The 25,387-nt window shown below is 61.4% G+C and carries 25 protein-coding genes and 1 tRNA gene; 18 read left to right on the top strand and 8 right to left on the bottom strand.

Features of this window, described 5'->3' with window-relative positions; genetic code table 11:
* Positions 1-2: 2 nt before the first annotated feature.
* A tRNA-Gly gene (locus CAF90_RS15690) sits at positions 3-78 on the top strand.
* Between the two features lie 126 nt (positions 79-204).
* Here the strand turns inward: CAF90_RS15690 and CAF90_RS15685 are convergent.
* The 5 genes from CAF90_RS15685 to CAF90_RS15665 form a co-directional block, all read right to left on the bottom strand.
* The gene (locus CAF90_RS15685; protein WP_085607361.1) at positions 205-1,944 is read right to left on the bottom strand and encodes a dipeptidase; all 1,740 of its coding nucleotides are present in this window, start codon (positions 1,942-1,944) and stop codon (positions 205-207) included.
* A gap of 202 nt (positions 1,945-2,146) precedes the next feature.
* Positions 2,147-3,412 (bottom strand): alpha-hydroxyketone-type quorum-sensing autoinducer synthase, encoded by a 1,266-nt coding sequence (gene cqsA, locus CAF90_RS15680; RefSeq protein WP_085607359.1) that lies wholly within the window; start codon positions 3,410-3,412, stop codon positions 2,147-2,149.
* A gap of 173 nt (positions 3,413-3,585) precedes the next feature.
* Positions 3,586-4,224 carry a LysE family translocator gene (locus CAF90_RS15675; protein WP_085607357.1) on the bottom strand — a complete coding sequence of 213 codons (639 nt, stop codon included), beginning with the start codon at positions 4,222-4,224 and terminating at the stop codon, positions 3,586-3,588.
* Between the two features lies 1 nt (position 4,225).
* Complete coding sequence (locus CAF90_RS15670) at positions 4,226-4,996, bottom strand: 2OG-Fe(II) oxygenase (protein ID WP_007952184.1); 771 nt, start codon at positions 4,994-4,996, stop codon at positions 4,226-4,228.
* Between the two features lie 90 nt (positions 4,997-5,086).
* Positions 5,087-5,713 carry a hypothetical protein gene (locus tag CAF90_RS15665; protein ID WP_085607355.1) on the bottom strand — a complete coding sequence of 209 codons (627 nt, stop codon included), beginning with the start codon at positions 5,711-5,713 and terminating at the stop codon, positions 5,087-5,089.
* 90 nt (positions 5,714-5,803) lie between these two features.
* On the opposite strand from CAF90_RS15665, the gene CAF90_RS15660 reads away from it, so the two are divergent.
* On the top strand, positions 5,804-6,799 hold the full coding sequence (locus tag CAF90_RS15660) for a LysR family transcriptional regulator (RefSeq protein WP_064598590.1): 996 nt from the start codon (positions 5,804-5,806) through the stop codon (positions 6,797-6,799).
* A gap of 58 nt (positions 6,800-6,857) precedes the next feature.
* On the opposite strand, the gene CAF90_RS15655 is transcribed toward CAF90_RS15660, so the two are convergent.
* Both CAF90_RS15655 and CAF90_RS15650 read right to left on the bottom strand, forming a co-directional pair.
* Positions 6,858-7,265 (bottom strand): PA2817 family protein, encoded by a 408-nt coding sequence (locus tag CAF90_RS15655; RefSeq protein ID WP_007950758.1) that lies wholly within the window; start codon positions 7,263-7,265, stop codon positions 6,858-6,860.
* A 74-nt stretch (positions 7,266-7,339) separates the two neighbouring features.
* Positions 7,340-9,787: an acyl-CoA dehydrogenase gene (locus tag CAF90_RS15650; RefSeq protein ID WP_085607353.1), complete on the bottom strand. Its 2,448-nt coding sequence runs from the start codon at positions 9,785-9,787 to the stop codon at positions 7,340-7,342.
* A gap of 248 nt (positions 9,788-10,035) precedes the next feature.
* Between CAF90_RS15650 and CAF90_RS15645 the strand changes: the two genes are divergently transcribed.
* From CAF90_RS15645 to CAF90_RS15630, 4 genes are all read left to right on the top strand, one after another.
* Positions 10,036-10,695: a transglutaminase family protein gene (locus CAF90_RS15645; RefSeq protein WP_085607351.1), complete on the top strand. Its 660-nt coding sequence runs from the start codon at positions 10,036-10,038 to the stop codon at positions 10,693-10,695.
* Between the two features lie 43 nt (positions 10,696-10,738).
* Entirely contained in the window at positions 10,739-11,362 is a 624-nt protein-coding gene (locus CAF90_RS15640) for a glutathione S-transferase family protein (RefSeq protein WP_085607349.1), read from the top strand.
* Between the two features lie 133 nt (positions 11,363-11,495).
* The gene (locus tag CAF90_RS15635) at positions 11,496-12,428 is read left to right on the top strand and encodes an ABC transporter ATP-binding protein (protein WP_007950762.1); all 933 of its coding nucleotides are present in this window, start codon (positions 11,496-11,498) and stop codon (positions 12,426-12,428) included.
* Positions 12,425-13,204: an ABC transporter permease gene (locus tag CAF90_RS15630; RefSeq protein ID WP_007950763.1), complete on the top strand. Its 780-nt coding sequence runs from the start codon at positions 12,425-12,427 to the stop codon at positions 13,202-13,204. Before CAF90_RS15635 ends, CAF90_RS15630 begins: the two co-directional genes overlap by 4 nt.
* 54 nt (positions 13,205-13,258) lie before the next feature.
* Here CAF90_RS15630 and CAF90_RS15625 read toward each other — a convergent pair whose 3' ends face one another.
* Entirely contained in the window at positions 13,259-13,777 is a 519-nt protein-coding gene (locus CAF90_RS15625) for a DUF2062 domain-containing protein (RefSeq protein WP_007950764.1), read from the bottom strand.
* 137 nt (positions 13,778-13,914) lie between these two features.
* Between CAF90_RS15625 and CAF90_RS15620 the strand changes: the two genes are divergently transcribed.
* From CAF90_RS15620 to CAF90_RS15565, 12 genes are all read left to right on the top strand, one after another.
* Entirely contained in the window at positions 13,915-16,158 is a 2,244-nt protein-coding gene (locus tag CAF90_RS15620; RefSeq protein WP_085607347.1) for a DNA internalization-related competence protein ComEC/Rec2, read from the top strand.
* A gap of 78 nt (positions 16,159-16,236) precedes the next feature.
* Positions 16,237-16,872, top strand: coding sequence for a MotA/TolQ/ExbB proton channel family protein (locus tag CAF90_RS15615; protein ID WP_007950766.1), 636 nt, complete (start codon positions 16,237-16,239; stop codon positions 16,870-16,872).
* A complete protein-coding gene (locus CAF90_RS15610; protein WP_007950767.1) occupies positions 16,869-17,297 on the top strand; it encodes a biopolymer transporter ExbD in 429 nt (142 codons plus the stop codon). The genes CAF90_RS15615 and CAF90_RS15610 overlap by 4 nt, the downstream gene beginning before the upstream one ends.
* Positions 17,297-18,307 carry a tetraacyldisaccharide 4'-kinase gene (gene lpxK, locus CAF90_RS15605; RefSeq protein ID WP_085607345.1) on the top strand — a complete coding sequence of 337 codons (1,011 nt, stop codon included), beginning with the start codon at positions 17,297-17,299 and terminating at the stop codon, positions 18,305-18,307. Before CAF90_RS15610 ends, lpxK begins: the two co-directional genes overlap by 1 nt.
* Before the next feature lie 24 nt (positions 18,308-18,331).
* The gene (locus tag CAF90_RS15600; RefSeq protein WP_003174668.1) at positions 18,332-18,517 is read left to right on the top strand and encodes a Trm112 family protein; all 186 of its coding nucleotides are present in this window, start codon (positions 18,332-18,334) and stop codon (positions 18,515-18,517) included.
* Complete coding sequence (gene kdsB, locus CAF90_RS15595) at positions 18,514-19,278, top strand: 3-deoxy-manno-octulosonate cytidylyltransferase (RefSeq protein ID WP_064383500.1); 765 nt, start codon at positions 18,514-18,516, stop codon at positions 19,276-19,278. The genes CAF90_RS15600 and kdsB overlap by 4 nt, the downstream gene beginning before the upstream one ends.
* Positions 19,278-19,742, top strand: a complete 465-nt coding sequence (locus tag CAF90_RS15590; protein ID WP_007950772.1) for a low molecular weight protein-tyrosine-phosphatase — start codon at positions 19,278-19,280, stop codon at positions 19,740-19,742. The genes kdsB and CAF90_RS15590 overlap by 1 nt, the downstream gene beginning before the upstream one ends.
* On the top strand, positions 19,739-20,758 hold the full coding sequence (gene murB / locus CAF90_RS15585; RefSeq protein ID WP_085607343.1) for a UDP-N-acetylmuramate dehydrogenase: 1,020 nt from the start codon (positions 19,739-19,741) through the stop codon (positions 20,756-20,758). The genes CAF90_RS15590 and murB overlap by 4 nt, the downstream gene beginning before the upstream one ends.
* 246 nt (positions 20,759-21,004) lie before the next feature.
* A complete protein-coding gene (locus CAF90_RS15580) occupies positions 21,005-21,475 on the top strand; it encodes a (2Fe-2S)-binding protein (RefSeq protein ID WP_039770687.1) in 471 nt (156 codons plus the stop codon).
* Positions 21,472-23,793: a xanthine dehydrogenase family protein molybdopterin-binding subunit gene (locus CAF90_RS15575; RefSeq protein ID WP_085607341.1), complete on the top strand. Its 2,322-nt coding sequence runs from the start codon at positions 21,472-21,474 to the stop codon at positions 23,791-23,793. Before CAF90_RS15580 ends, CAF90_RS15575 begins: the two co-directional genes overlap by 4 nt.
* Positions 23,793-24,773, top strand: coding sequence for an XdhC family protein (locus CAF90_RS15570; RefSeq protein WP_085607339.1), 981 nt, complete (start codon positions 23,793-23,795; stop codon positions 24,771-24,773). The genes CAF90_RS15575 and CAF90_RS15570 overlap by 1 nt, the downstream gene beginning before the upstream one ends.
* The gene (locus CAF90_RS15565; protein ID WP_085607337.1) at positions 24,770-25,366 is read left to right on the top strand and encodes a nucleotidyltransferase family protein; all 597 of its coding nucleotides are present in this window, start codon (positions 24,770-24,772) and stop codon (positions 25,364-25,366) included. Before CAF90_RS15570 ends, CAF90_RS15565 begins: the two co-directional genes overlap by 4 nt.
* Positions 25,367-25,387: the final 21 nt, after the last annotated feature.

Here is a 25,387-nt window from a genome sequence, read left to right as displayed (position 1 = left end):
TTGCGGGAATAGCTCAGTTGGTAGAGCACGACCTTGCCAAGGTCGGGGTCGCGAGTTCGAGTCTCGTTTCCCGCTCCATATTCAACAAAAACGCCGCTCAGTGATGAGCGGCGTTTTTGTTTGTGCGTTTTTTGTCGCGCAATAAAAAAGGACCGCGAGGTCCTTTTTTTGTGGGCCCGCCAATGTGGCAGGCCCGATACGCGATCAGAGCTTCGGCAATTGCCCGATGCGTCCCATCATTTCGGTGACGATCTGCAGGTCCAGCAGGAACTGGTCAACGGTCTTGAACTCGCCGTCGGTGTGACCGGTGTACTTGACCTCCGGTCGTGCCAGGCCGAATTGCACGCCGTTCGGCAGTTCATGCACCGAGGTGGCGCCGGCCGAGGTGCCGAATTCGTGTTTCATGCCCAGATTCTCGGTGGCCACGGCCAGCAGCGCCTTGACCCATTCGCCTTCAGGGTTGCGGTACATCGGTTCGGCGATCGAATAGTCGAAGTTCACCGCGACATGGTTTTTCTTGCTCCAGGCTGCCAGTTTGTCGGCGATTTCGCTCTTGAGCACTTCCGGCGACTTGCCCTTCGGCACGCGCAGGTTGACCGCGAGTTTGAAGGTTTTGTCGTCCATGCCGACGTAGGTCAGGGAGGTGGTCAGCGGGCCCATGAAGTCATCGGCGAAACCGACGCCCAGTTTGCCCCCCTTGTAATCCAGGCCCCAGTTGTCGGCGGCGTAGTGCGCAGCGTCGGTGATGTGGTTGTGCTTGAAGGCGATCTTGCCGTCCACGCTGTGGATGAAGTCGAGCATGCGGGCGACCGGGTTGACGCCGGATTCAGGCTCGGACGAATGCGCGGAAACACCGGTGACGGTGAGTTTGACGTCTTTGCCATCGACCTTGGCGTTCACTTCGAAATCGCCGCCATTGCGCTTGGCGTATTCAGCGCCGGCCTTTTGCAGGCTGGCCGCCAGGTCGGCAGGTTTGTCAGTCACCAGGGTGACGACCGAAACTGATGGAATCTGGTTGGTCGCCAGGCCACCGGTCATCGAAGTGATTTCCGCGCCTTTGCCCTCGGCTTTGCGCTTGGCGAACTTGGCCATGACGGTGCCGTAGCCTTTCTCGGCAATCACCACCGGGTAGCCGCCGTCCAGTGCCAGGTTGTACTCCGGCGTCGGGTTGCGTTCGAAGTAGTAAGGAATCGCGTCACCGGTGGTTTCTTCGGTGGTGTCCACCAGCAGTTTGAAATTGCGCGCCAGTGGCAGCTTCTCTTCCTTGATCACCTTCATGGCGTAGAGCGTCACGACGATGCCGTTCTTGTCGTCCTCGGTGCCGCGGCCGTACATGCGGTCTCCGATCAGCGTGACCTTGAACGGATCAAGTTTGGTGCCGTCCTTCAGCACCCAGTTCTCCGGCGTTACCGGCACCACGTCGGCGTGAGCATGAATGCCGACGACGTCCTTGCCGCTGCCGTCGAGGGAGATTTCGTAAACGCGGTTGTCGATGTTGCGGTAGTTCAGGCCGAAGGACTCAGCCAGAGCTTTGATCTTGGCAGCGATCTTGATGAATTCGGGGTTGTCGTGCTGGTCGACACCGTCCTTGCGGAAGGTCGGGATTTCCACCAGTTCACGCAGGGTTTCCAGCGCAGCTTTGCCGTACTTCAGGCGGGTGTAGAGGCCGAGCAGGCGATGGATCTCGTTTTGCTGTTCGGCGGTCAGCGTCTTGTTGTCGAGGAAGGCGCTGATGGCCGGGCGCAGTTCGTCGGTCTTGCTCAGGTCGTTCTTGGCCAGATCGCCGAGAAACGCTCTGAAATCACTGACCTTTGCCTCGTTGAAGGTCTTGAGGATGGTCGCGCTCTGCTGCTCGGTAAGGTTGGCGTGGGCTGGCAGTGTGACGGACGAAAGGCTGGCCAGAATCAGTGTCGAGGCGGCCAGTTGCTTGAGTGAAAAGTCCATTGCTAAGGGCATTCCTTTGCAGGCAGTGAGTAGGATGTGTCTGATCGATGCGTCAGACGGTTTCGCAAACTAACACCACCAGCGAGTGATAGGGGAGCCCCCGAAGTGGGACGCGTCGCACAGAAATGCAAAAGCGGCGCAGAATCGAAAAAGGCCGGCTGGAAGTGTCTAGGACGGGACCGACAGTCAATATGGAAAATTTTCAGTCACTTTCCAGATCTGTCATGGGTGATCTACGCCCGGCCGAACTGGCGCATTTCCAGTCCTTCAACCTGACCTCATCCCTGATTTCGGCGCAGGCGCCGACAAGTCGTTCGACATCTTTCCCGGTGAGTTCCGAATTCATTGAGAAACGCATCAGGGAGCGATTGAGCGCAGTGGCCGGCGCGCAGAAAACCGATCCAAAAATACCGCGAGCCTGTAAGGCATCGCGCAACCGAAGCGTGAGCAGTTCTCGTCCAGGCTGTAATGCAATGATCTGTTCCGTGCCGGCGCTGACGTCATAGCCCAATTGCGCAAGGGCTGTCCGGACCAGGCGGGAGACTGCGCGCAGTCGGTCTCGTCGTTCATCGGCGTGTTGCAGAAAGTCCGCTGCGCGTTCAAACCAGCTCAATTCATTATCCCGCAGGCTGGAGCTGAAAATGGCGAGGTAGGACTCCGTGGCGAAGTAATCCTTGAACGAATCCGGGCAAGTGATCAGTCCTGCACGCCCGGCGAACGCCTTGGCCAGGCTGGCGGTCTGGAAGTGTACTTTCCCAGATAAATGCTCCTGAGCAACCAGTCCTGCACCCTCAGGGCCGTGTGTGCCAAGAGAATGGGATTCGTCGACGAGCAGCACGCAGTCACGGCGCTTGGCAAGAGCGGCAAAGTCCTTCAGGGGACAAAGGCTGCCGTTGGTGCTGTAGACCGCATCGACGACAATCACCCCTTGCCCATTCTTTTTGATTTGCCGTTCTGCATGCTCGGCATCGTTATGGATGAAGGGAATCGGACGCGCCCGCGCAGCCTGTGCGCCTTGCCAAAGCGACTTATGGGCGTTCATGTCCAGATAGACCGGATGATCCTCGCTGGCGATTGCCTGCAATAACCCGACGTTGGCAGCCCAACCTGACTGGCAGAGAATAGCGTTCCGGGCCCCCATGAATCGGGCCAATCGCTGTTCCAGTCGGGCCGTGGGCGTATCACCATGAAGGAAAACGGCCGACATCAGCAATTGATGACGAGCCTGGAGAACGGCTTGTGCCTGGGCCTCTATCAAATGATGTTCGCTAGTCAGACTCAGGTAGTCGTTGCTCGACAGGTGCAGCGCGCCGGGTGAGGGCTGTATACCTCGCAACAAGTGCTGACCCGCCCAGCGCTGTTGAACGCGACCGATGGTGTGGCTTTCGATTCGTTTTTGCACGAAGCCTGGCAGATCCGCATGAACGGATTCGCTTGGAGAATGAACGGATGGCTCATGAATCGGCATGATGGCGTTCCTATCAGCACGGGGCTGCGGGAGTACCCCGTGGATCGAACTACATGCCTTATCCGCTTTTCCGGCTACTGTCAGAGTTGACAGTCTGCGAAGAAAACCGACGAATGACTTCATTAAACAAGGCTCGCCAGTCCGACTGTGCGAGCCTTTTTTTGGTGGGTGGTTTACATCGACAACACCAGACGCCCGGCAAACAGGATCAGAATCACCCCCATGCTGCGCTCGAACCAGTGCCCCATGCGCATGAACAGCACGCGCACTTTGCTGCTGGAAAAGAACAGCGCGACGATCACGAACCACAACGCATTCACCCCGCACATCCACAACCCGTACAGGGCCTGAATTTGCAGCGGTGTGCTGGCGCTGATGATCGTGGTGAAGATCGCCAGGAAAAATAGCGTGGCCTTGGGGTTGGTGGCGTTGGTCAGGAAACCGGTGGTAAACGCCTTGAACAGCGATTGCTCGACCAGCGGTTCGTCGCTGGTCTTTTCGCCTTCCAGTGCCGTCTTGGGTTTACTGCGGATCAGGCTGACGCCCAGGTAAAGGATGTAAGCACCGCCGACCACTTTGGCGACGGTCAGCAGCCAGGGCGTGGTGTGCATCAAGGCGCCGACGCCCAGCAGGGTGTACAGCACGTGCACGGAAATTCCCGCGCCGATGCCCAATGCCGTGCAGATGCCGACCAAGCGGCCGAAACGTACACTCTGGCGGATGGTCACGGCGAAGTCCGGGCCGGGAGCGACCACGGCCAGAAAGTGGATGGTGGCCAGCGCCAGAAACTCGCCCAGGTAATTCGATGTCATTTCAGCTCCAGAAAGTCAGGGGTGAAGCATTGCCGCGATAGCCGACAAAAAACGAAAGGCTCAAGCGCGGATCGGCCACGCCCGGCGTTACCGAGTGCATGCGACGCGAATTGAACATGATGAAATCCCCCGGCTCCGGGCGTACTTCGAGTGCGGGCGGGCCGAGCAGTGCCGGGTCGATGCCGTAGCTGTCGCCACGCATTTCGTCGAAGCGGTCCGGCGAGATGTCGTCTTCCCACATCTGCAACGCGCCGCCCTCGGTCGGCATGTTGAGGTAGACGTTGCAGGCGAACTGCGCCTCCAGACTGCGGGCCTGGAAACTCTCCGGGGCGTCCTTGGCGAAGATGTCGTGATGGGCCAGAAAGCACACGCCCGGTTTCACCACTCGGGACAGGCCGACATACATCTTGCGACCGTAGAGGTTTTCCAGATGGGCACCCGCCGGCCAGGATTCGTCGAGCATGCAGCGCAGGGTGTCGACCGGCGACGAGTAGGGCGCGCAGCGGTTGCGCAGTTCGGCGATGTTGCTGGTGGCGCGCTCGAAGTAGTCTTCGATCAGCAGCGGCTGGTTTTCCGCCTCGTAGAACGCCATGCCGATGCGACCGATGCTGGGCGCGTTGATGTAGCCCTCGAAGCCGGGCGCGAGGATCTTGTCGCCAATCTGGATCGCCTGCGCCTGGGGCAGAAAGCCCTTGACGCGGATGGCGAGGACTTCTTCGTTGGCCAGTTTTTTTATGCACGTCTCATCGAGACGCTCGACGTCAAGCATCATGGTTTCAGGTCCATCTATCGAATAGTCAACGGAACCGGCGAACGCGGTTCCCCCGGCGTCGGACGCTGCATCTGGCAGCGCCCGAAATCCTCAATCCACGCTGTAGTGGACGGACAACGTGCCTTTCTTCTGCGAAAGGGACGCGATCGTGACTGTGCCCAGATCCTTCAGGCTGCGTACATGGGTGCCACCGCAGCCATAGGCTGGCAGTTCACCGAAACCGATTTCCCGCGCGCCTTCGCGCAGTGATGTCAGGCGTGGCAGATCGTGCTCGATCCATTGGCCGATGCCGTATTGAACGATTTGAGCATCGACTTCCTGGGCCGAATCCCCGGGTTTGAATTGCACCCGGCCTTCGTCCGGCCAATGGTGGGCCTTGATCGGCATCCAGCCCATGGCCTGGACAAAATGGCCGATCAAATGCCCGGCAGAGTGCATGCGGGTATTGAAGCGGCGGCGTTCTTCGTCGACGCGAATCTGGGTCATGCCCAGTGGCACCGGCTGATCGACGAAATGAATGATCCGGTCCGGTTCCTGGACGACCCGCAGCACCTGGCTGTCGCCAATCCAGCCGGTATCACAGGGTTGGCCACCGCCCTGGGGATGAAAAAGCGTGGCGCGCAACACAACGGCGAATTCGTTCTCGTGGGGCGTGCAGTCGAGGACTTCCACATTGGCCTTGAGGTCATCACTATGGAAAAAGAGGCGAAGCGTCATATTCCATGCCCTTATTAAAGTTTCTTTTTTAATTATATGAATCGTGCAATAACGTGATAATCCGTTCAAACATCAAAGGACTGTTGCGCTGTGAGCATAAATCTCCCGCTGCCGCTGCTCGGTGAAATGGCGATTTTCGTCAAGGTCGTCGAGACCGGCAGCTTCTCCGAAGCCGCTCGCCAATTGGGCTCATCGCCATCGGCCGTCAGCCGCAGCATTTCCCGGCTGGAGAAGGCGCTGGCCACACGGCTGCTGCAACGAACCACGCGCAAACTGCGCTTGAGCGATGGCGGAGAAGAAGTGTTCAAGCGCTGCCAGGAAATGGTCAGCGCAGCGAAGTCGGTGATGGAGATCAGCGGCCAGTTCACCCACGAAGCCGAAGGTCTGGTGCGGGTCAGCGTGCCGAAAGCGGTGGGGCGTTTCGTGATCCATCCGCACATGCCGGAATTTCTGCGGCGCTATCCAAAGGTCGATGTGGAGTTGTTGCTGGAAGACCGCCAGGTCGATCTGATCGACGATCATGTCGACCTGGCCATTCGCATCACGGATCGTCCACCGGCCGGACTGGTCGGACGACAACTGCTGACCATCGACCATTTGCTCTGCGCCACACCGCAATACCTCGCTGAACACGGGACGCCGACCCATCCCCATGACTTGCTCAACCACAGTTGCATCTATCTGGGCGAAACCCCGAGCGATGCGCGCTGGAAATTCAAGAAAGGCACGAAAGCCGTTACCGTCGGCGTGCGCGGGCGGTATGCCGCCAATCACACCGGCGTGCGTCTGGGCGCCGTGTTGCAACACATCGGCATTGGCAGCCTGCCGTATTTCACCGCGCGTTATGCCCTGGAGCAGGGGCTGATCGTGCAGGTGCTGCCGGACTGGACGTTCCTGGCGTCTTACCACGGCGGGTTGTGGTTACTGCATTCGCCGACGCGCTATCTGCCGCCGAAGTTGCGGGTGTTCATCGACTATCTGGTGGAGTGCCTGGAGAAAGAGCCGACCCTGAGCAAACCGGGAAAATCTGGCGGTTCAAAACCGTTGGCCGAGTACGAATTGCCCGAGAGTGAAGGGTTGCTTTGACCCGATAAAAAAAGGCCCGCATGGATCACCATGCGGGCCTTTTTTTATCGGGCGAAAATCAGTGCTTGCTGTCCTGGGCGGACATCGCCAGCAGCTGTTTTTCCTGGTTCCAGTCGAACGGTTCGTCGTTCTGTTCGGCTTCGTAGCGGCGCTCTTCCAGCGCCTGATACATGTCGATTTCTTCGTCGGACAGGTAATGCAGGCAGTCGCCGGCGAAGAACCACAGCAGATCCCGCGGGATCAGGTGGGCAATTTGCGGGTAACGGGTAATCACTTGAGTCAGGATGTCCTGGCCCAGGTATTGGCTTTCGATCGGCTCGATCGGCAGTGACGCAAGCAGTTCGTCGAAACGCTCCAGGAACAGGGCATGGCTTTCTTCGGGAACCTGATCGGCCTCACCTACGGCGACCAGGATACTGCGCAGGTGGTCGAGCAAAACCAGATGATCGGCAACGACGTTGGACACGAGATAAGTCCTCAAGAGCAAAACGGGCGCGGGAGTATAAAGCCCCTGCGCCCGTTTTTCACTGATTGAAGGGATCAGCGGATTTTGCCGTCCGCCGGTTTCAGTTGCTCCTTGTCGAAATCATCGACATCGATCACCTTGCGCCGCGCCGCTTCGGCATCACGCAGGGTCTGGGCTTCCACGGCTTGCAGCACTCCGGCTTCCAGCGCCGCATCGATGGCGTGTTCGCCGGCGACCGGTTTGACCTGACCGCTCTTGAGCGAGGTGTGCAGTTTCTTGTGCAACGGTTGCGCTGCATTCAGTTGATCGCAGGCATGTTGCAGCGCACCGACCGCATCGTCTGCCGATTGCGGGCGATAGCAGCCGGCAAGCAGTTCTTCCAGCGCCGGATCGCCCTTGGCCCGGCCGATGACCGTAGCCACTTCGGCACCGAGTCTGTCCGACGGGCCTTTGTGACGGCGACCGAACGGGAACACGATCACTCGCAGCAGGCAGCCGAAGACCCGGTTCGGGAAGTTGGTCAGCAGTTCATCCAGCGCTTTTTCCGACTGGCCGAGGCTTTCTTCCATGGCCCATCGGAACAGCGGTTCCATGTACGCCGGGGAATCGAGGTCGTGATAACGCTTGAGCGCCGCCGAGGCTAGATACAGGTTGCTCAGCACATCACCCAGACGCGCCGACAGACGCTCGCGGCGTTTCAGTTCACCGCCCAGCAGCATCATGCTCAGGTCGGCGAGCATGGCAAACGCGGCAGCCTGACGGTTGAGCGCACGGAAATAACCCTGGCTGAGCTTGTCTCCCGGTGCATGTTCGAAATGACCGAAACCGAGGTTCAGCACCAGCGTACTGGCGGCGTTGCTCACGGCAAATCCGATGTGCTTGAGCAGCAGGCCATCGAATTCCTTGAGTGCCTGATCCTTGTCCTCGCGTCCGGCGAGGGCCATTTCCTTGAGCACGAACGGATGGCAGCGGATCGCGCCCTGGCCGAAGATCATCAGGTTGCGCGAAAGAATGTTCGCGCCTTCCACGGTGATGAAGATCGGCGCGCCGTTCCAGCTGCGGCCCAGGTAGTTGTTCGGGCCCATGATGATCGCCTTGCCGCCGTGCACATCCATCGCGTGGCTGATGCACTCGCGACCGCGTTCGGTGAGGTGATATTTGAGGATCGCCGACAGCACCGAAGGTTTCTCGCCCAGATCCACCGCATTGGCGGTCAGCATCCGCGCAGCGTCCATCATCCAGGCGTTGCCGCCGATCCGCGCCATGGCTTCCTGAATGCCTTCGAATGCTGACAGCGGCACGTTGAACTGCTCGCGAATCTGCGCGTATTGCCCGGTCACCAGACTGGTGAACTTGGCCGCGCCGGTGCCCACCGCCGGCAGCGAGATCGAACGCCCGACCGACAGGCAGTTCATCAGCATCATCCAGCCTTTGCCGAGCATGTCCTGGCCGCCGATGAGGAAGTCCAGCGGGATGAACACGTCCTTGCCGGAGTTCGGGCCGTTCATGAACGCCGCGCCCAGCGGCAGGTGGCGGCGACCGATTTCCACGCCGGGAGTGTCGGTCGGGATCAGTGCGAGGCTGATGCCGAGGTCTTCCTTGTCGCCGAGCAGATGATCCGGGTCATAGGCCTTGAAGGCGAGGCCGAGCAAGGTCGCGACCGGGCCGAGGGTGATGTAGCGTTTTTCCCAGTTCAGGCGCAGGCCGAGGGTTTCCTGACCTTCCCATTCGCCTTTGCAGATGATACCGGTGTCGGGCATCGCACCCGCGTCTGAACCAGCGAGCGGACCGGTCAGCGCAAAGCACGGAATGTCGTCGCCCCGGGCCAGCCGTGGCAGGTAGTGATTACGTTGTTCGTCGGTGCCGTAATGCAGCAGCAGTTCGGCCGGGCCGAGGGAGTTGGGCACCATCACGGTGGAGGCCAGGTCGCCGCTGCGGGTCGCCAGTTTCATCGCCACCTGGGAGTGGGCGTAGGCGGAGAAACCCTTGCCGCCGAACTCCTTGGGAATGATCAGGGCGAAGAAACCGTGTTCCTTGATGTGAGTCCAGGCTTCGGGCGGCAGATCCATCGACTGGCCGATCTGCCAGTCGGTGACCATCGCGCAGAGCTCTTCGGTCGGGCCGTCGATGAACGCTTGTTCCTCGTCAGTCAGTTGCACTTTTGGATAAGACAGCAGCTTGTCCCAGTCCGGACGGCCGCTGAACAGTTCGCCGTCCCACCACACCGTGCCGGCGTCGATCGCGTCGCGTTCGGTCTGCGACATCGGTGGCAGGGTTTTCTGGAACCAGCTGAACAGCGGCGCGGTGAAGTGTTTGCGGCGCAGGTCAGGCAACAGCAGCGGGGCGGCCACCAGGGCCAGCACGACCCAGAAAATCAGCAGCAACCAGCCCGGTGCGTGGCTGAAAATCCCCATCGCCAACAGGTAAGCGGCAACGATGCCCAGTGCCGGCAGCGGGGCGATGCGCCGGTGGGCCAGATACGCCACGCCGACGATCAGAACCAGTATCCACAACAACAGCATATTTAATCCTCCGTGAACCAGGGCGAACCGACCCACCAGAGCTTAGACGGCATCTGCAAAACGGGGCGGTCAGAGCAAGGTGATTGAAATCGTGGGAAACCCCGGATGTCTTTTGTAGGTTCGGTGGGCAACACGCGTGGGAAATCGTTCGCCGCTTCCGCGTCTTTGCGTGCATGTTTGGCCGAAACGTCGTTATCTCTGTGCTGAACCTCTCGCTAGACTCGGGGCTCAATCAGGAGAATGTCGTCATGCACGAGTATCTGAGCCCCGGCCGCTTCATCGATAGTGACCACCCCTCGGTGGTGGAGTTCGCCGAGCAGCACCGTGGTGCCAGCCGCGATCCGCTCGCGCAGGCGATCAGTCTTTATTACGCCGTGCGCGAGGCGGTGCGCTACAACATGTACACCTTCAGCCGCGACCCGCAGACCTTGCGCGGCAGCTATGCGCTGGCGGCGGGTGAGAGTTATTGCGTACCCAAGGCCACGTTGCTCGCCGGTTGCGCGCGCCATTGCGGGATCCCCGCACGCATCGGTCTGGCGGATGTGAAAAATCATCTGTCGACGCCGCGTCTGCTTGAACTGCTGAGAAGCGAAGTGTTCGCCATGCATGGTTATACCGAGCTGTTTCTCAATGATCGCTGGGTGAAAGCCACACCCGCGTTCAACCAGAAACTCTGCGAAATGTTCAACGTTGCGCCGCTGGAATTCGACGGCGTGAACGACAGTGTTTTCCACCCGTACAACAGTGATGGCGCGCTGCTGATGGAGTACCTGGTCGATCACGGCCAGTTCGCCGATGTACCGGAATCTTTTTTCTTCGAACATCTGCAGAAATGTTATCCGCACCTGTTCAACGATCAGCAGAAGCCACTGTCCGGTGACATGCGCGGTGATGTCGGCAGCCTCTGATCCGGCGTATGCTGCCTGCCCATTTACTGGAAAAGAGGCGGTCATGCTGAAGATCTGGGGTCGCAAGAATTCGTCGAATGTCAGAAAGCCGTTGTGGGCTGCCGAAGAACTCGGACTGGCCTACGAGGCCATCGATGCCGGTGGTGCGTTTGGTGTGGTCGACACGCCGGAGTACCGGGCCATGAACCCGAACGGGCGGGTACCGGTGATTCAGGACGATGGTTTTGTGCTGTGGGAATCCAATGCCATTGTGCGTTACCTGCTGGCAAAGCATGCAGCCGACACTTCGTGGTACCCGGCGGATCCGCAGACCCGCGCCACCGCTGACAAGTGGATGGACTGGACGACTTCCAGTTTTGCAGGACCGTTTCGCACAGTGTTCTGGGGTGTCCTGCGTACCCCGGCAGACAAGCAGGACTGGCCGTCAATCCATGCGGCGATCAAGGAATGTGATGGTTTGCTGGCGATGGCCGATCAGGCGCTGAAGCACCAGCCGTATCTGTCCGGCAATGAAATCGGCATGGGCGATATCCCGCTCGGCAGTTTCATTTACGCCTGGTTCGAGATGCCGATCGAGCGCGCGCCACAGCCGAATCTTGAAGCCTGGTACGCGCGGTTGAAGCAGCGTCCGGCGTATCAGAAAGCTGTCATGACCGCGTTGACTTAATACCTACTATCGACACACTTGACTGTACTTGTGCGGCGACGGCAAGCACCATTGCGCTCGTGCGCTGCGGTTGTCTTCCTCGCCGCCGGCCTTTTATCAGTCCTTTTTTCTTCACTGGGTGCGTAAATCCGATATGAGTTCCGCTCTGTCCATCCGGCAGCTAACCAAAACCTACGGCAACGGGTTCCAGGCCTTGAGTGGTATCGATCTGGACGTCGCCGAAGGTGACTTCTTCGCCTTGCTCGGCCCCAACGGCGCCGGCAAATCCACGACCATCGGCATTCTCTCGACCCTGGTCAACAAGACCAGCGGCACCGTGAATATCTTTGGCCACGACCTGGACAAGAACCCGGCGGCGCTCAAACGCTCGATCGGCGTGGTGCCCCAGGAATTCAACTTCAACCAGTTCGAAAAGACCTTCGACATCGTCGTGACACAGGCCGGTTATTACGGCATTCCGGCGAAGATCGCCAAGGAACGCGCCGAGCAGTACCTGACCCAGCTCGGCCTGTGGGACAAACGCGATGTGCCGTCGCGTTCGCTGTCCGGCGGCATGAAGCGTCGTTTGATGATCGCCCGGGCGCTGGTGCATGAACCGCGTCTGCTGATCCTCGATGAACCGACCGCCGGGGTGGATATCGAACTGCGCCGTTCGATGTGGACGTTCCTCACCGAACTGAACCAGAAAGGCATCACCATCATCCTCACCACCCACTACCTGGAGGAGGCTGAGCAGTTGTGCCGCAACATCGGCATCATCGACCACGGCACCATCGTCGAGAACACCAGCATGCGTCAGCTGCTCGGCCAACTGCATGTGGAGACTTTCCTGCTGGATCTGAAGAACGGTCTGAGTGCCGCGCCGCAACTGGCGGGCTATCCGGCACGTCTGCTGGACGGCCATACCCTGGAAGTCCAGGTCGACAAGTCCATGGGCATCACAGCGCTGTTCGGCCAACTGGCCCTGCAGAACATCGAAGTGCTGAGCCTGCGCAATAAAACCAATCGCCTCGAGGAGCTGTTCGTGTCCCTGGTGGAGAAAAATCTGTCGAAGGTGGCGGTATGAGTTCCGAGCTGCGCCCCAACCTCGTTGCCCTCAACACCATCGTTTACCGCGAAGTCAGACGCTTCACCCGGATCTGGCCGCAGACCCTGCTGCCGCCGGCGATCACCATGGTCCTGTACTTTGTGATCTTCGGTAACCTGATCGGTCGGCAGATCGGCGACATGGGTGGCTTCACCTACATGGAGTACATCGTGCCGGGTCTGATCATGATGTCGGTGATCACCAACTCCTATGGCAACGTGGTGTCGAGTTTCTTCGGCAGCAAGTTCCAGCGCTCCATCGAAGAACTGATGGTGTCGCCAGTGTCGCCGCACACGATCCTGATCGGTTACACGATCGGTGGCGTCCTGCGAGGCCTGATGGTGGGTGTGATCGTGACGATCCTGTCGCTGTTCTTCACCCATTTGCAGGTACACCATCTCGGCGTGACGGTGCTGGTGGTGGTGCTGACGGCGACGATCTTCTCGCTGCTGGGCTTCATCAACGCCGTGTTCGCACGCAACTTCGATGACATCTCGATCATCCCGACTTTCGTGCTGACCCCGCTGACGTACCTCGGTGGCGTGTTCTATTCGATCACCTTGCTGCCGCCGTTCTGGCAGACCGTGTCGCTGGCCAACCCGGTGCTGCACATGGTCAACGCCTTCCGTTACGGCATCCTCGGTGTGTCGGATATCCGTATCGGCATCGCGATCACCTTCATGCTGGTGGCGACGGTGGTGTTGTATATCGGTTGTTCGCGGTTGCTGGTGAGCGGGCGCGGCATGCGCACCTGATCCCTTCAATGCTGCAATGAAAAACGGCCTCCCACAGTGGAGGCCGTTTTGCATTCACGCCTGACGTCTTTTCTTGCGCCGCGCCCATTGCCGGGCCACCCACCAGCGCCAGTACATCATCACCAGACAATAGGCGAGGGCGCCCAGTGCCAGCCCGACCACCACCGAACCCAGCAGGAACGGTTGCCACAAGGTCGAGAGCTCGCCGCTGATCCATTCCCAGGTCAATTCGTCGGGGAGCGTGCGTGCGGGCACATCCATCAGCCAGGCCCCGGCCTGATACGTGCAGAAGAACACCGCCGGCATGGTGATCGGGTTGGTCAGCCAGACCAGACTCACGGCAATCGGCATGTTGCCGCGCACCATGATCGCGAGGACAGCGGCCACCAGCATTTGCGCGGGAATCGGCAGGAACGCGGCGAACAGGCCAACGGCCATGGCGCGGGCCACCGAGTGCCGGTTGAGGTGCCAGAGGTTCGGGTCATGCAGCAACGTGCCGAGAAAGCGTAAGGATTTGTGTTCCCTGATGCTCGTCGGGTCGGGCATGTAACGTTTGAATAAGCGCCGGGGCATAAGGCTTCTCGGTCGGTTAAGGCGGCAAGTATGTCTGGATTCTACGAACCGCCCATTCAGACTTTGTGACAATTGATAACGACGCACGTGCCCCGCAACCGCTATGCCTTGAAGGGGGGACTCTCAAGGACGGGCTTATGCGCACAGGGATGATGGCGCTGGCGGTCGGTCTGCTGGCGCCGGTTTTTTTGCCGGCCTTGCCGCCGGTCGGGTTATTGCTGGTGTTGCCGTGGGTGGCGCTGATGCTGCTGCCGTTTCGCAGCTATCCGCTGGCGTTTTTACTGCTTGGATTCGCATGGGCGAGCTTCAACGCGCAGATGGCGTTGAATGACCGGCTGCCTTCCCGGCTGGATGGCGAAACGCGCTGGGTGGAAGGGCGCGTCGTCGGCTTGCCGCAGAATGCCGAGGGCGTCGTGCGCTTCGAACTGGCCGATGCACGCTCGCGTCACGAGAAACTGCCGTCGCTGATGCGCCTGGCGTGGTACGCCGGGCCTGAGGTCAGCAGTGGCGAACGCTGGCGACTGGCGGTCAAGCTCAAGCACCCCGGTGGCCTGCTCAATCCGGATGCGTTCGATTACGAAGCCTGGCTGCTGGCGCAGCGCATCGGCGCCACCGGGACGGTGAAGGATGGCCAGCGACTGGCGCCGGCTCATTGGGCCTGGCGCGACAGCATTCGCCAGCGCCTGCTTGCAGTGGATGCCCAGGGACGTAACGGAGCCTTGGCCGCGTTGGTACTCGGCGATGGTTCGGGGCTCAGTCGCGAAGACTGGCAGACCTTGCAGGACACCGGCACCGTGCACCTGCTGGTGATTTCCGGTCAGCACATCGGGCTGTTGGCGGCGTTGATGTATGCGCTGGTCGCCGGGCTGGCGCGGGTCGGGATCTGGCCGTTGCGTTGGCCCTGGCTGCCCTGGGCGTGCGGTCTGGCATTCACGGCGGCACTGGGTTACGGCCTGCTAGCCGGATTCGACGTGCCGGTGCGGCGGGCCTGCGTGATGGTTGCGCTGGTGTTGTTGTGGCGTTTGCGTTTTCGCCACCTCGGTGCGTGGTGGCCGTTGCTGCTGGCCTTCAACGGCGTGTTGTTGATGGATCCGCTGGCCAGTCTGCGTCCGGGGTTGTGGCTGTCCTTTATCGCGGTCGCCGTGCTGATCTTCACCTTCGGTGGCCGTCTGGGGCCATGGCGCTGGTGGCAGACCTGGACGCGCGCGCAGTGGCTGATTGCGATCGGCTTGTGCCCGGTGCTGGTGGCGCTGAGCCTTCCGATCAGTCTCAGCGGGCCACTGGCCAATCTGCTGGCGGTGCCGTGGGTCAGTTTCGCGGTGCTGCCGCCGGCGTTGCTGGGCACATTGCTGCTGCCGATCCCCTATGTCGGGGAAGGGCTGCTGTGGCTGGCCGGTGGACTGATCGACGGATTGTTCCGTGCATTGGCCCTGATTGCCGGTCGTTGGCCAGCGTGGGTGCCGACGACGATGGAGTGGTGGGTCTGGGCGCTGGGAGGTCTTGGTGCAGTGCTGGTATTGCTGCCTCGAGGCGTTCCCTTGCGTCCTTTGGGCTGGCCATTGCTGCTGGTACTGGCATTTCCGCCCCGAGAGCGTCTGGCCGAAGGCGTGGCCGATGTCTGGCAACTGGATGTCGGTCAGGGGTTGGCGATTCTGATCCGCACCCGGCATCACACCTTGCTGTACGACAGCGGCCCGCGTTTCGGCGACTTCGACCTCGGCGAGCGAGTGGTGCTGCCGGCCTTGCGCAAACTGGGGGTGGAACACCTCGATCTGATGCTGCTCAGCCATGCCGATGCCGATCACGCGGGTGGCGCACTCGCGGTGGCGAAAGGATTGCCGGTCAGCCGGGTCATCAGCGGCGATCCGCACGGGCTGCCCGAAGCGCTGAACGCCGAAGCCTGTGAAAGCGGCCGGCAATGGCAGTGGGACGGCGTTGCCTTTCATCTATGGCAATGGGCTGACGCCCATGACAGCAATCAGCGTTCCTGCGTGTTGCAGATCGAAGCCAACGGCGAGCGGTTGCTGCTGACCGGCGATATCGACAGCGCCGCCGAACGGGACCTGCTCAACAGCGCACTGGCAGTTCAAACCCAGTGGCTGCAAGCCCCGCATCACGGCAGCCGCAGTTCCTCATCGATGGCCTTGCTCAAGGCTTTGCAGCCACAGGCCGTGCTGATTTCCCGAGGGCAGGGCAATTCGTTCGGCCATCCGCACCCGACGGTCATCGCCCGCTACCGCAAACAGGGAATGCACATCCATGACAGCGCCGAGCAGGGCGCCATTCATCTGCAACTGGGGCGGTTTCAGCCGGCCCGCTCGATGCGTCAACAACGCCGCTTCTGGCGCGACCCGCCGTTGCCGGGGGCGGAGTACCGTTGAGCACGGTCGTCGGGGCGACGGGTCTTTATCGCGAACCGGTATGGTAAAGTGGCGCACTTTTTCGAGGGGGCTGTCACTGTGTGGGAATTGGTCAAATCCGGCGGCTGGATGATGTTGCCGATCATTCTGAGTTCCATCGCCGCCATGGCGATCGTCGCCGAGCGCCTGTGGACCCTGCGCGCCAGTCGCGTCACCCCTGAGCATCTGCTGGGTCAGGTCTGGGTCTGGATCAAGGACAAGCAGCTCAACAAGGAAAAACTCAAGGAATTGCGCGCCAACTCGCCGCTGGGTGAAATCCTCGCCGCGGGCCTGGCCAACTCCAAGCATGGTCGCGAGATCATGAAAGAGTGCATTGAAGAAGCCGCTGCCCGGGTCATCCACGAGCTGGAACGCTACGTCAACGCGCTGGGCACCATCGCTGCCATGTCGCCGCTGCTCGGTCTGCTGGGTACGGTGCTGGGCATGATCGATATCTTCAGTGCGTTCACCGGTTCCGGCATGACCACCAACGCTTCGGTGCTGGCCGGCGGTATTTCCAAGGCGCTGATCACCACTGCTGCGGGCCTGATGGTCGGTATTCCGGCGGTATTCTTCCACCGTTTCCTGCAACGCCGCATCGATGAACTGGTGGTGGGCATGGAGCAGGAAGCGATCAAACTGGTGGAAGTGGTGCAGGGCGACCGTGACGTCGATCTGGCCGGGGAAAAAGCGTGAAATTCCGTCGCAAGCCCCGGGAAACCATCGACATCAACCTCGCGTCGCTGATCGACGTGGTGTTCATCCTGTTGCTGTTTTTCGTCGTGACCACCACCTTCACCCGCGAAACCCAGCTGCGCGTCGATCTGCCGGAAGCGGTCAGCGGCTCGCCGGCCGAGGATCAGCAGGTCAAGCAACTGGACGTGGCCATCAGCGCCGAAGGCGTGTTCTCGGTGAACAATAAGATTCTGCCGAAAAACGATCTGGCGACCCTGATGGAAGCCATGCAGAAAGAAGCCAACGGCGACACCAACATGCCGTTGTCGATCAGTGCTGACGGCAAGACTCAGCACCAATCCGTGATCACCGCCATGGACGCGGCCGGCAAGCTCGGTTTCAGCCATCTGCGCATGACCACGGTCGAGGCGGCGCCCAAATCCTGATGGCCATGTCCGATCGTCTGCTCGCCGCGTGGTATCAGGGGCATCCGGCCCTGACGCTGTTGCGGCCGCTGGAGTGGCTGTACCGCCGCGTCGTGGCCGGCAAGCGTCAGCGTTTTCTCGACGGCGAGGGTGAGATCTATCAGTCGCCGGTGCCGGTGATCGTGGTTGGCAATATCACCGTTGGCGGCACCGGCAAGACGCCGATGATCCTGTGGCTGATCGAGCACTGCCGACGCCACGGGCTGCGGGTCGGTGTGGTCAGCCGTGGTTACGGCGCCAAACCGGCGCAACTGCCGTGGCGGGTCGAAGCTGACCAGACTGCCGACATCGCCGGCGACGAACCCTTGCTGATCGTGCAGCGCACCGGCGTACCGCTGATGATCGATCCTGATCGCAGCGCCGCCGTCAGAGCCCTGCTGGACAGCGAGCCGCTGGACCTGATCCTGTCCGATGACGGCATGCAGCATTACCGCCTCGCGCGGGATCTGGAACTGGTGCTGATCGACGCCGCCCGTGGCCTTGGCAACCAGCGCTGCCTGCCCGCCGGCCCCCTGCGCGAACCGGCCGAACGCCTGCAAAGCGTTGACGGTGTGCTGTTCAACGGCGCCCTTGAAGATCGCGACGGCGGTTTCGCTTTCCACCTCAAGCCGTCGGCGCTGGTCAATCTGCGCAGCGGCGAACGCCGGCCGCTCGATCATTTTCCGCCCCGTCAGGCCGTGCACGCGGTGGCCGGGATCGGCAACCCACAACGTTTCTTCAATACCCTCGAAGCGCTAGACTGGCGGCCTGTGCCCCACGCGTTTGCCGATCACGCCGAATACAGCGTGCAGGCCTTGAGTTTCACGCCGTCATTGCCAGTGGTGATGACTGAAAAGGACGCGGTGAAGTGCCGTGCCTTTGCCGCCGATGACTGGTGGTACCTGGCGGTCGATGCCGTGCCGTCGCCGGCCTTCGTGGCCTGGTTCGACACACAGTTGATGCGCCTGTTGCCGGATCGTCTTTTGCCTTAATCCGTTTTTATCCAGGGAATGTTCATGGACACCAAATTGCTCGACATCCTCGCCTGCCCGATCTGCAAAGGCCCGCTCAAGCTCAGCGCCGACAAGACCGAACTGATCAGCAAGGGCGCCGGCCTGGCGTACCCGATCCGCGACGGCATTCCGGTCATGCTGGAAAGCGAAGCCCGCACCCTGACCACCGACGAGCGTCTGGATAAATGACCACAGCCTTCACCGTTGTCATCCCGTCGCGATATGCCTCGACCCGCTTGCCGGGCAAGCCGTTGCTGGATATCGCCGGCAAGCCGATGATCCAGCACGTCTGGGAACAGGCGAGCAAAAGCAGCGCCAGCCGTGTGGTCGTGGCGACCGACGATGCGCGCATTGTCGAGGCCTGCAAGGCCTTCGGCGCCGAAGTGGTGCTGACCCGTGAAGATCACAACTCCGGCACCGATCGTCTGGCTGAAGTGGCTGCGAAGCTGGGTCTGGAGCCGGATGCCATCGTGGTCAACGTGCAGGGTGACGAACCGTTGATCCCGCCGAGTGTGATCGATCAGGTCGCCGCCAACCTCGCGGCCCACACCGAAGCGCGCATGGCCACCCTGGCCGAGCCGATCGAGGACGTGGAAACCCTGTTCAACCCGAACGTGGTCAAGGTTGTCAGCGACCTCAACGGTCTGGCGCTGACCTTCAGTCGCGCGACTCTGCCATGGGCTCGCGATGCGTTCGCCAAGAGCCGCGATGTTTTGCCGGAGGGCGTGCCGTATCGTCGTCACATCGGCATTTATGCCTACCGCGCAGGTTTTCTTCAGGATTTCGTGAGCTGGGGTCCGTGCTGGCTGGAAAACACCGAATCCCTCGAACAGCTGCGTGCCCTGTGGCACGGCGTGCGGATTCACGTGGCTGACGCGTTGATCGCGCCGCCGACCGGGGTCGACACCGCCGAAGACCTCGAGCGCGTCCGTCGCCTGCTGGAGGCCTGATGCGCGTTCTGTTCGTTTGCCTGGGCAACATCTGCCGTTCGCCCACCGCCGAAGGTGTGTTGCGCCACAAGTTGCGTGAAGCGGGGCTGGCGGATCAGGTCGAAGTGGCCTCCGCTGGCACCGGCGACTGGCACGTCGGCAATCCTCCGGACAAGCGCAGTCAGGCTGCGGCCAAACTGCGGGGTTATGACCTGTCGGCGCAACGCGCTCAACAGGTCAGCCGCGCCGATTTCGCCAGCTACGACCTGATCCTCGCCATGGACAACAGCAACCTGCGCAACCTCAAGGCCTTGCAACCGTCCACCGGCAAGGCTGAGCTGGATCTGTTCCTGCGCCGCTATGCAGGCGTGGTCGATGAGGTGCCGGATCCGTATTACGACGGCGATCAGGGTTTCGAGCAGGTGCTGGATCTGATCGAGCGTGCCTGCGATCAGCTGTTGATCGAAGTGAAGGGGCGGTTATGAGTTTGCAGGTGCAACCGCAGGTTTCCCTGAAACCCTTCAATACCTTCGGCGTCGACGTTCGCGCGCAGCTGTTTGCCGAAGCCCACAGTGACGCCGATGTGCGCGAAGCCCTGGCTTACGCGACTTCCCACGATGTGCCGTTGCTGGTGATTGGCGGCGGCAGCAACCTGTTGCTCACGGCGGACATCCCGGCGCTGGTGCTGCGCATGGCCACTCGTGGCATCCGCGTCATCAGCGACGACGGCAACCGCGTGGTGATCGAAGCCGAAGCTGGGGAGCCATGGCACCCGTTCGTGCAGCACACGCTGGCGCAGGGTTTTTCCGGGCTGGAGAATCTCAGTCTGATCCCCGGCACCGTTGGCGCCGCACCGATGCAGAACATCGGTGCCTACGGTGTCGAGATCAAGGATGTGTTCGCTGGCCTGACGGCGCTGGATCGCCAGACCGGCGAGCTGCGCGACTTCAGCCTGGAAGAGTGCAACTTCGCCTACCGCGACAGCGTGTTCAAGCAGCAGCCGGGGCGTTGGCTGATCCTGCGGGTGCGCTTCGCACTGGATCGAGTAGCGCATCTGCATCTTGAATACGGCCCGGTGCGTCAGCGCCTGACCGAGCAGGGCATCGAGCAGCCGACGCCGACAGACGTCAGTCGAGCGATTTGCAGCATCCGCAGCGAAAAGCTGCCGGACCCGGCGGTGCTCGGCAATGCCGGCAGCTTCTTCAAGAACCCGCTGGTGTCGGCGGCCGTGGTCGCACAGATCAAGGCCCAGCACCCGGATCTGGTGGCTTATGCGCAACCGGACGGGCAGATGAAACTGGCGGCCGGTTGGTTGATCGAGCGCGCCGGCTGGAAAGGTTTCCGTGAGGCCGATGCCGGCGTGCATAAATTGCAGGCGCTGGTGCTGGTCAACTACGGCGCGGCGACCGGGCTGCAATTGCTCGATCTGGCCCAGCGCATCCAGAAAGACATTGCAGAACGTTTCAATGTCGAGCTGGAAATGGAGCCCAACAGGTATTGAGGCTACGCTTTCAAGGCTGAACCCAAAGCCCTGCATTATTTAAAAAGTGCAGGGCTTTTTTGTTAATCGCGGGTTAACGTAGCCAGCTAACGATACCAGTCATTTGCTCCACCAAAGGCCCGGTGCAGACGTTCCCGTCGGCACAAGAGAGCCTGATTAGCCTGAGCCGATCTGCGCGAACCACTACCGTCCCTGCGGTGGCAGATGGCTCGACCCCATAACCTCCATGAATATGCGGGCGTGCCCATGATTACCCTGAAACTTAATGGTCAAGACCATCCACTCGATGTCACCGAGGACATGCCGCTGTTGTGGGCGATCCGTGACGTCGCCGGTTACAACGGCACCAAGTTCGGCTGCGGTATGGGCCTGTGTGGTGCGTGCACCATTCATATCGACGGCGCGCCGGCGCGCAGTTGCATCACCCCGATCGGTTCGGTGGTCGGGCAGAACGTGACCACCATCGACAACCTGCACGCCGATCCGGTCGGTCAGATCGTCCAGCAAGCCTGGCTCGACACGGCTGTGGCCCAATGCGGTTACTGCCAGGGCGGGCAGATCATGTCCGCCACCGCGTTGCTCAAGACCAACCCGAACCCGAGCGATGAGCAGATTGAAGAGGCGATGGTCGGCAACATCTGCCGTTGCGGCACCTACAACCGGATCAAGACCGCGATCCGTCAGGCCTCCACTCACCTGAAGGAGGCCAAGGCATGAGCCGTCTACCGAACGATTTCGCCCTGAGCAACCTGAGTCGCCGGGGCTTTCTCAAGGGCGTCGGCGCCACCGGTGCGCTGGTGCTGGCGGCGAGCTGGGGCTGGCAGGATGCGCTGGCCGAAGACAAACCGAAGCAGTTCGGCGCCGACGGCATGCCCAACGGCTGGATCGACGATCCGAAGGTTTACGTCAGCATTACCGCCGATGGCACGGTGACCGTGGTCTGCAACCGTTCGGAAATGGGCCAGGGCGTGCGCACCAGCCTGACCATGGTGGTCGCCGATGAGCTGGAAGCCGACTGGGCCCACGTCAAGGTTCAGCAGGCGCCGGGTGATGAAGTGCGCTTCGGCAACCAGGACACCGACGGCTCGCGCAGCATGCGTCACTGGTACGAACCGATGCGTCGTTGCGGCGCTGCCGCGCGGACCATGTTGGAGCAGGCCGCCGCCGCGCAGTGGAAGGTGCCGGTCGGCGAATGCCGCGCGCAACTGCATAAAGTCATTCACACACCGTCCGGGCGCGAGCTGGGTTACGGTGAGCTGGCCGCTGCGGCCAGTGCGCTGACGGTGCCGGCCCGTGACAGCCTGCGGCTCAAGCAGCCGTCGGAATTCCGCTACATCGGCAAGGAAGGCACCAAGGCCATCGACGGTGCCGACATCGTCAATGGCCGCGCGGTGTATGGAGCCGACGTGCATTTCGACGGCATGCTGTTCGCGGTTATCGCGCGTCCGGCGGTGTACGGCGGCAAGGTCAAGTCGGTCGACGACAGCGCCGCGCTGAAAGTGCCGGGCGTCCTCAAAGTCATCCAGATCGAACCCCGGCCATTGCCTTCGGAATTCCAGCCTTTGGGTGGCGTGGCCGTGGTGGCCAGCAACACCTGGGCGGCATTGAAGGGGCGTGAAGCGTTAAAGATCGAGTGGGACGATGGCCCGAACGCCACTTATGACTCGGTCGCCTATCGCAAGGAGATCGAAGCCGCTTCGCTGAAACCGGGCAAAGTGGTACGCAACACCGGCGACATCGACAAAGCCATCGGCAGTGCAGCCAGCACGCTCGAAGCCTCTTATTACTTGCCGCATCTTGCTCAGGCGCCGATGGAGCCGATGGTCGCCATCGCCCGTTACAAGGATGGCACCTGCGAGGCATGGGCACCCAGCCAGGCGCCGCAGGTCACCCGCGAGCGCATCGCCGAACGCCTGGGGCTGCCGTTCGATAACGTCACCTTCAATGTCACGCTGTTGGGCGGTGGTTTCGGCCGTAAGTCGAAACCGGACTTCGTCGTTGAAGCTGCCGTGCTCGCCAAGGAGTTTCCTGGTAAAGCAGTGCGTGTGCAGTGGACCCGGGAAGACGACATCCACAACTCGTATTTCCACACCGTGTCCGCCGAATACCTCAAGGCCGGCGTGGGCAAGGACGGCTTGCCTTCCGCCTGGCTGCACCGCACGGTGGCGCCGAGCATAACCGCGTTGTTTGCGCCGGGCATGAATCACGAAGCTGCGTTCGAGCTGGGCATGGGCTTTACCAACATGGCCTACGCGATTCCCAACGTGCGCCTGGAAAACCCTGAAGCCACGGTGCATACGCGGGTCGGCTGGTATCGCTCGGTGTCGAACATTCCCCATGGTTTCGCGATCCAGAGTTTTGTCGACGAACTGGCGCACAAAGCCAAGGAAGATCCGCTCAAGTACCAAATCAAATTGCTCGGACCGGATCGGCAGATCGACCCGCGTACGCTCAGTGAAGAATGGAACTACGGCGAATCCCCCGAGCGTTATCCGATCGACACCGGGCGCATGCGCACCGTGCTGGAAACGGCAGCCAAGGCGGCAGGTTGGGGGCGTCAATTGCCCAAGGGCCGTGGCCTGGGGCTGGCCGTGCATTACAGCTTCGTCACCTACGTGGCGGCGGTGATCGAAGTCGAGGTCAAGGACGACGGCACGCTGATCGTGCACAAGGCCGATATCGCCGTGGATTGCGGCCCGCAGATCAACCCCGAGCGGATCCGTTCGCAGTTCGAAGGCGCGTGTGTGATGGGCCTGGGCAACGCCGTGTGGGGTGAAATCAGCTTCAAGGACGGCAAGGTGCAGCAAGACAACTTCCATATGTATGAAGTGGCGCGCATGTCGCTGGCGCCGAAGGAAGTCGCGGTGCATCTGGTAACGCCGCCGGGCGAGGTGCCGCTGGGTGGTGTCGGCGAACCGGGCGTGCCGCCGATTGCGCCGGCGCTGTGCAATGCGATCTTCGCCGCCACCGGTCAGCGCATCCGTAACCTGCCGGTGCGCTACCAGTTGCAGGGCTGGCAGAAGGCGCAAGCGTGATGGACAGCGCCGATCTGAATGTCCTGCGCAGTGTGCTCGAATGGCGTCGTGCCGGACAGCGGGTAGTGTTGTTTTCGGTGGTGCAGACCTGGGGCACCGCGCCCCGGGCGCCCGGCGCGATGCTGGCGTTGCGTGAGGACGGCGTGGTGATCGGCTCGGTGTCCGGCGGTTGCGTCGAGGACGATCTGATCGCCCGGCTGCACGATGGGCGGATTCCCGCCAACGGGCCGCCGGTGCAGTTGATCACCTACGGCGTAACGCAGGAAGAGGCCGCGCGCTTCGGCCTGCCATGCGGCGGCACCCTGCGCCTGACCGAGGAGCGGGTCGGCGATCCGGCGTGGGTCGCCGAGTTGCTGGACCGTTGCGAGGCTCACGAAATCGTCGCGCGCGAGCTGAATATCGGCACTGGCGAAGTGGTGTTGCGCCCGGCCGGCAAGACCGACACCTTGAGCTTCGACGGCCAGACCCTGCGTGCCATTTACGGCCCGCGCTGGCGCCTGCTGTTGATCGGCGCCGGGCAGTTGTCGCGGTATGTGGCCGAGATGGCGCGGCTGCTGGATTTCGAAGTGCTGATCTGTGATCCGCGTACCGAGTTCGTCTATGGCTGGGAAGAGCAGCATGGGCGGTTTGTGCCCGGCATGCCCGACGAGGCGGTGCTGAATATCCAGACCGATGAGCGCACGGCGATTGTCGCGCTGACTCACGATCCACGGCTGGATGACATGGCGCTGCTCACGGCGCTCGACTCCAAAGCGTTCTATGTCGGTGCGCTTGGCTCGCGGGTCAACAGCATCAAGCGCCGGGAAAATCTCGCTGAGCTAGGCTTGTCAGAAGCGGCCATCGCCCGTTTGCACGGGCCGATCGGTTTGCATATTGGCAGCCATTCCCCGGCGGAAATCGCCTTGTCGCTGTTGGCGGAAATCGTCGCGATCAAGAATGGTGTCGAGCTCAAGCAGAAGAAAACAGTGGAGAGTGTATGAGCCGATCCATCGGAGTGATTGTGCTGGCGGCGGGCGAGGGCAGCCGCTTTCGCGAGGTGGCGGGTGCCGACAAGGACAAGCTGCTGGCCGATTGCACCGGGCGTGATGGCGCGGTGCGTTCGGTGATCGAGCAGGTGTTGGTCAACCTGCCGGCGAGCCTCGACCGGCGAGTGCTGGTGACGACCGAGGCGCGGCCGCAGGCGATGCGCATGGCGCAGGCTTACGGGTGTGACATTGTCTCGATCGAGACCGCGGGAATGGGCGATAGCATCGCGGCGGGTGTGGCGGCTTGCCCGGATGCCGATGGCTGGCTGATTGTGCTGGGCGACATGCCGTTCATTCTGCCGTCGAGCATTGAGCGGATCGTGGCGGCGATTGCCGAGGATGCGGTCAGCGTACCGACGTTGAACGGTGACTATGGGCATCCGGTCGGGTTTGGTCGCTCGTTCGCCGCAGGGCTGATGGCCTTGTCCGGTGACCGGGGCGCCCGACCGCTGTTTGCCCAAGGACGGGTGATTGAAGTCGCGGTGGATGATCCGGGTGTGTTGTGGGATATCGATGTGCCCGACGCGCTGGTTTTTCCGCCGTCCTGATAAAACCTTGAGGCATAAAAA

This window comes from Pseudomonas sp. B37(2017), from assembly GCF_002112885.1.
Lineage (GTDB): Bacteria > Pseudomonadota > Gammaproteobacteria > Pseudomonadales > Pseudomonadaceae > Aquipseudomonas > Aquipseudomonas paraglycinae.
This window is presented reverse-complemented; position numbering and strand designations above follow the sequence as displayed.

Excerpts from the sequence above, each read along its gene's own strand:
- CAF90_RS15670 (WP_007952184.1), bottom strand. The coding sequence starts at position 4,996 with ATGATGCTTGACGTCGAGCGTCTCGATGAGACGTGCATAAAAAAACTG.
- CAF90_RS15575 (WP_085607341.1), top strand. The coding sequence starts at position 21,472 with ATGAGCCGTCTACCGAACGATTTCGCCCTGAGCAACCTGAGTCGCCGG.
- murB (WP_085607343.1), top strand. The coding sequence starts at position 19,739 with ATGAGTTTGCAGGTGCAACCGCAGGTTTCCCTGAAACCCTTCAATACC.
- CAF90_RS15675 (WP_085607357.1), bottom strand. The coding sequence starts at position 4,224 with ATGACATCGAATTACCTGGGCGAGTTTCTGGCGCTGGCCACCATCCAC.
- CAF90_RS15630 (WP_007950763.1), top strand. The coding sequence starts at position 12,425 with ATGAGTTCCGAGCTGCGCCCCAACCTCGTTGCCCTCAACACCATCGTT.
- lpxK (WP_085607345.1), top strand. The coding sequence starts at position 17,297 with ATGGCCATGTCCGATCGTCTGCTCGCCGCGTGGTATCAGGGGCATCCG.
- CAF90_RS15620 (WP_085607347.1), top strand. The coding sequence starts at position 13,915 with ATGCGCACAGGGATGATGGCGCTGGCGGTCGGTCTGCTGGCGCCGGTT.
- CAF90_RS15650 (WP_085607353.1), bottom strand. The coding sequence starts at position 9,787 with ATGCTGTTGTTGTGGATACTGGTTCTGATCGTCGGCGTGGCGTATCTG.
- CAF90_RS15645 (WP_085607351.1), top strand. The coding sequence starts at position 10,036 with ATGCACGAGTATCTGAGCCCCGGCCGCTTCATCGATAGTGACCACCCC.
- CAF90_RS15625 (WP_007950764.1), bottom strand. The coding sequence starts at position 13,777 with ATGCCCCGGCGCTTATTCAAACGTTACATGCCCGACCCGACGAGCATC.
- CAF90_RS15590 (WP_007950772.1), top strand. The coding sequence starts at position 19,278 with ATGCGCGTTCTGTTCGTTTGCCTGGGCAACATCTGCCGTTCGCCCACC.
- CAF90_RS15635 (WP_007950762.1), top strand. The coding sequence starts at position 11,496 with ATGAGTTCCGCTCTGTCCATCCGGCAGCTAACCAAAACCTACGGCAAC.
- CAF90_RS15640 (WP_085607349.1), top strand. The coding sequence starts at position 10,739 with ATGCTGAAGATCTGGGGTCGCAAGAATTCGTCGAATGTCAGAAAGCCG.
- cqsA (WP_085607359.1), bottom strand. The coding sequence starts at position 3,412 with ATGCCGATTCATGAGCCATCCGTTCATTCTCCAAGCGAATCCGTTCAT.
- CAF90_RS15600 (WP_003174668.1), top strand. The coding sequence starts at position 18,332 with ATGGACACCAAATTGCTCGACATCCTCGCCTGCCCGATCTGCAAAGGC.
- CAF90_RS15565 (WP_085607337.1), top strand. The coding sequence starts at position 24,770 with ATGAGCCGATCCATCGGAGTGATTGTGCTGGCGGCGGGCGAGGGCAGC.
- kdsB (WP_064383500.1), top strand. The coding sequence starts at position 18,514 with ATGACCACAGCCTTCACCGTTGTCATCCCGTCGCGATATGCCTCGACC.
- CAF90_RS15580 (WP_039770687.1), top strand. The coding sequence starts at position 21,005 with ATGATTACCCTGAAACTTAATGGTCAAGACCATCCACTCGATGTCACC.
- CAF90_RS15665 (WP_085607355.1), bottom strand. The coding sequence starts at position 5,713 with ATGACGCTTCGCCTCTTTTTCCATAGTGATGACCTCAAGGCCAATGTG.
- CAF90_RS15685 (WP_085607361.1), bottom strand. The coding sequence starts at position 1,944 with ATGGACTTTTCACTCAAGCAACTGGCCGCCTCGACACTGATTCTGGCC.
- CAF90_RS15570 (WP_085607339.1), top strand. The coding sequence starts at position 23,793 with ATGGACAGCGCCGATCTGAATGTCCTGCGCAGTGTGCTCGAATGGCGT.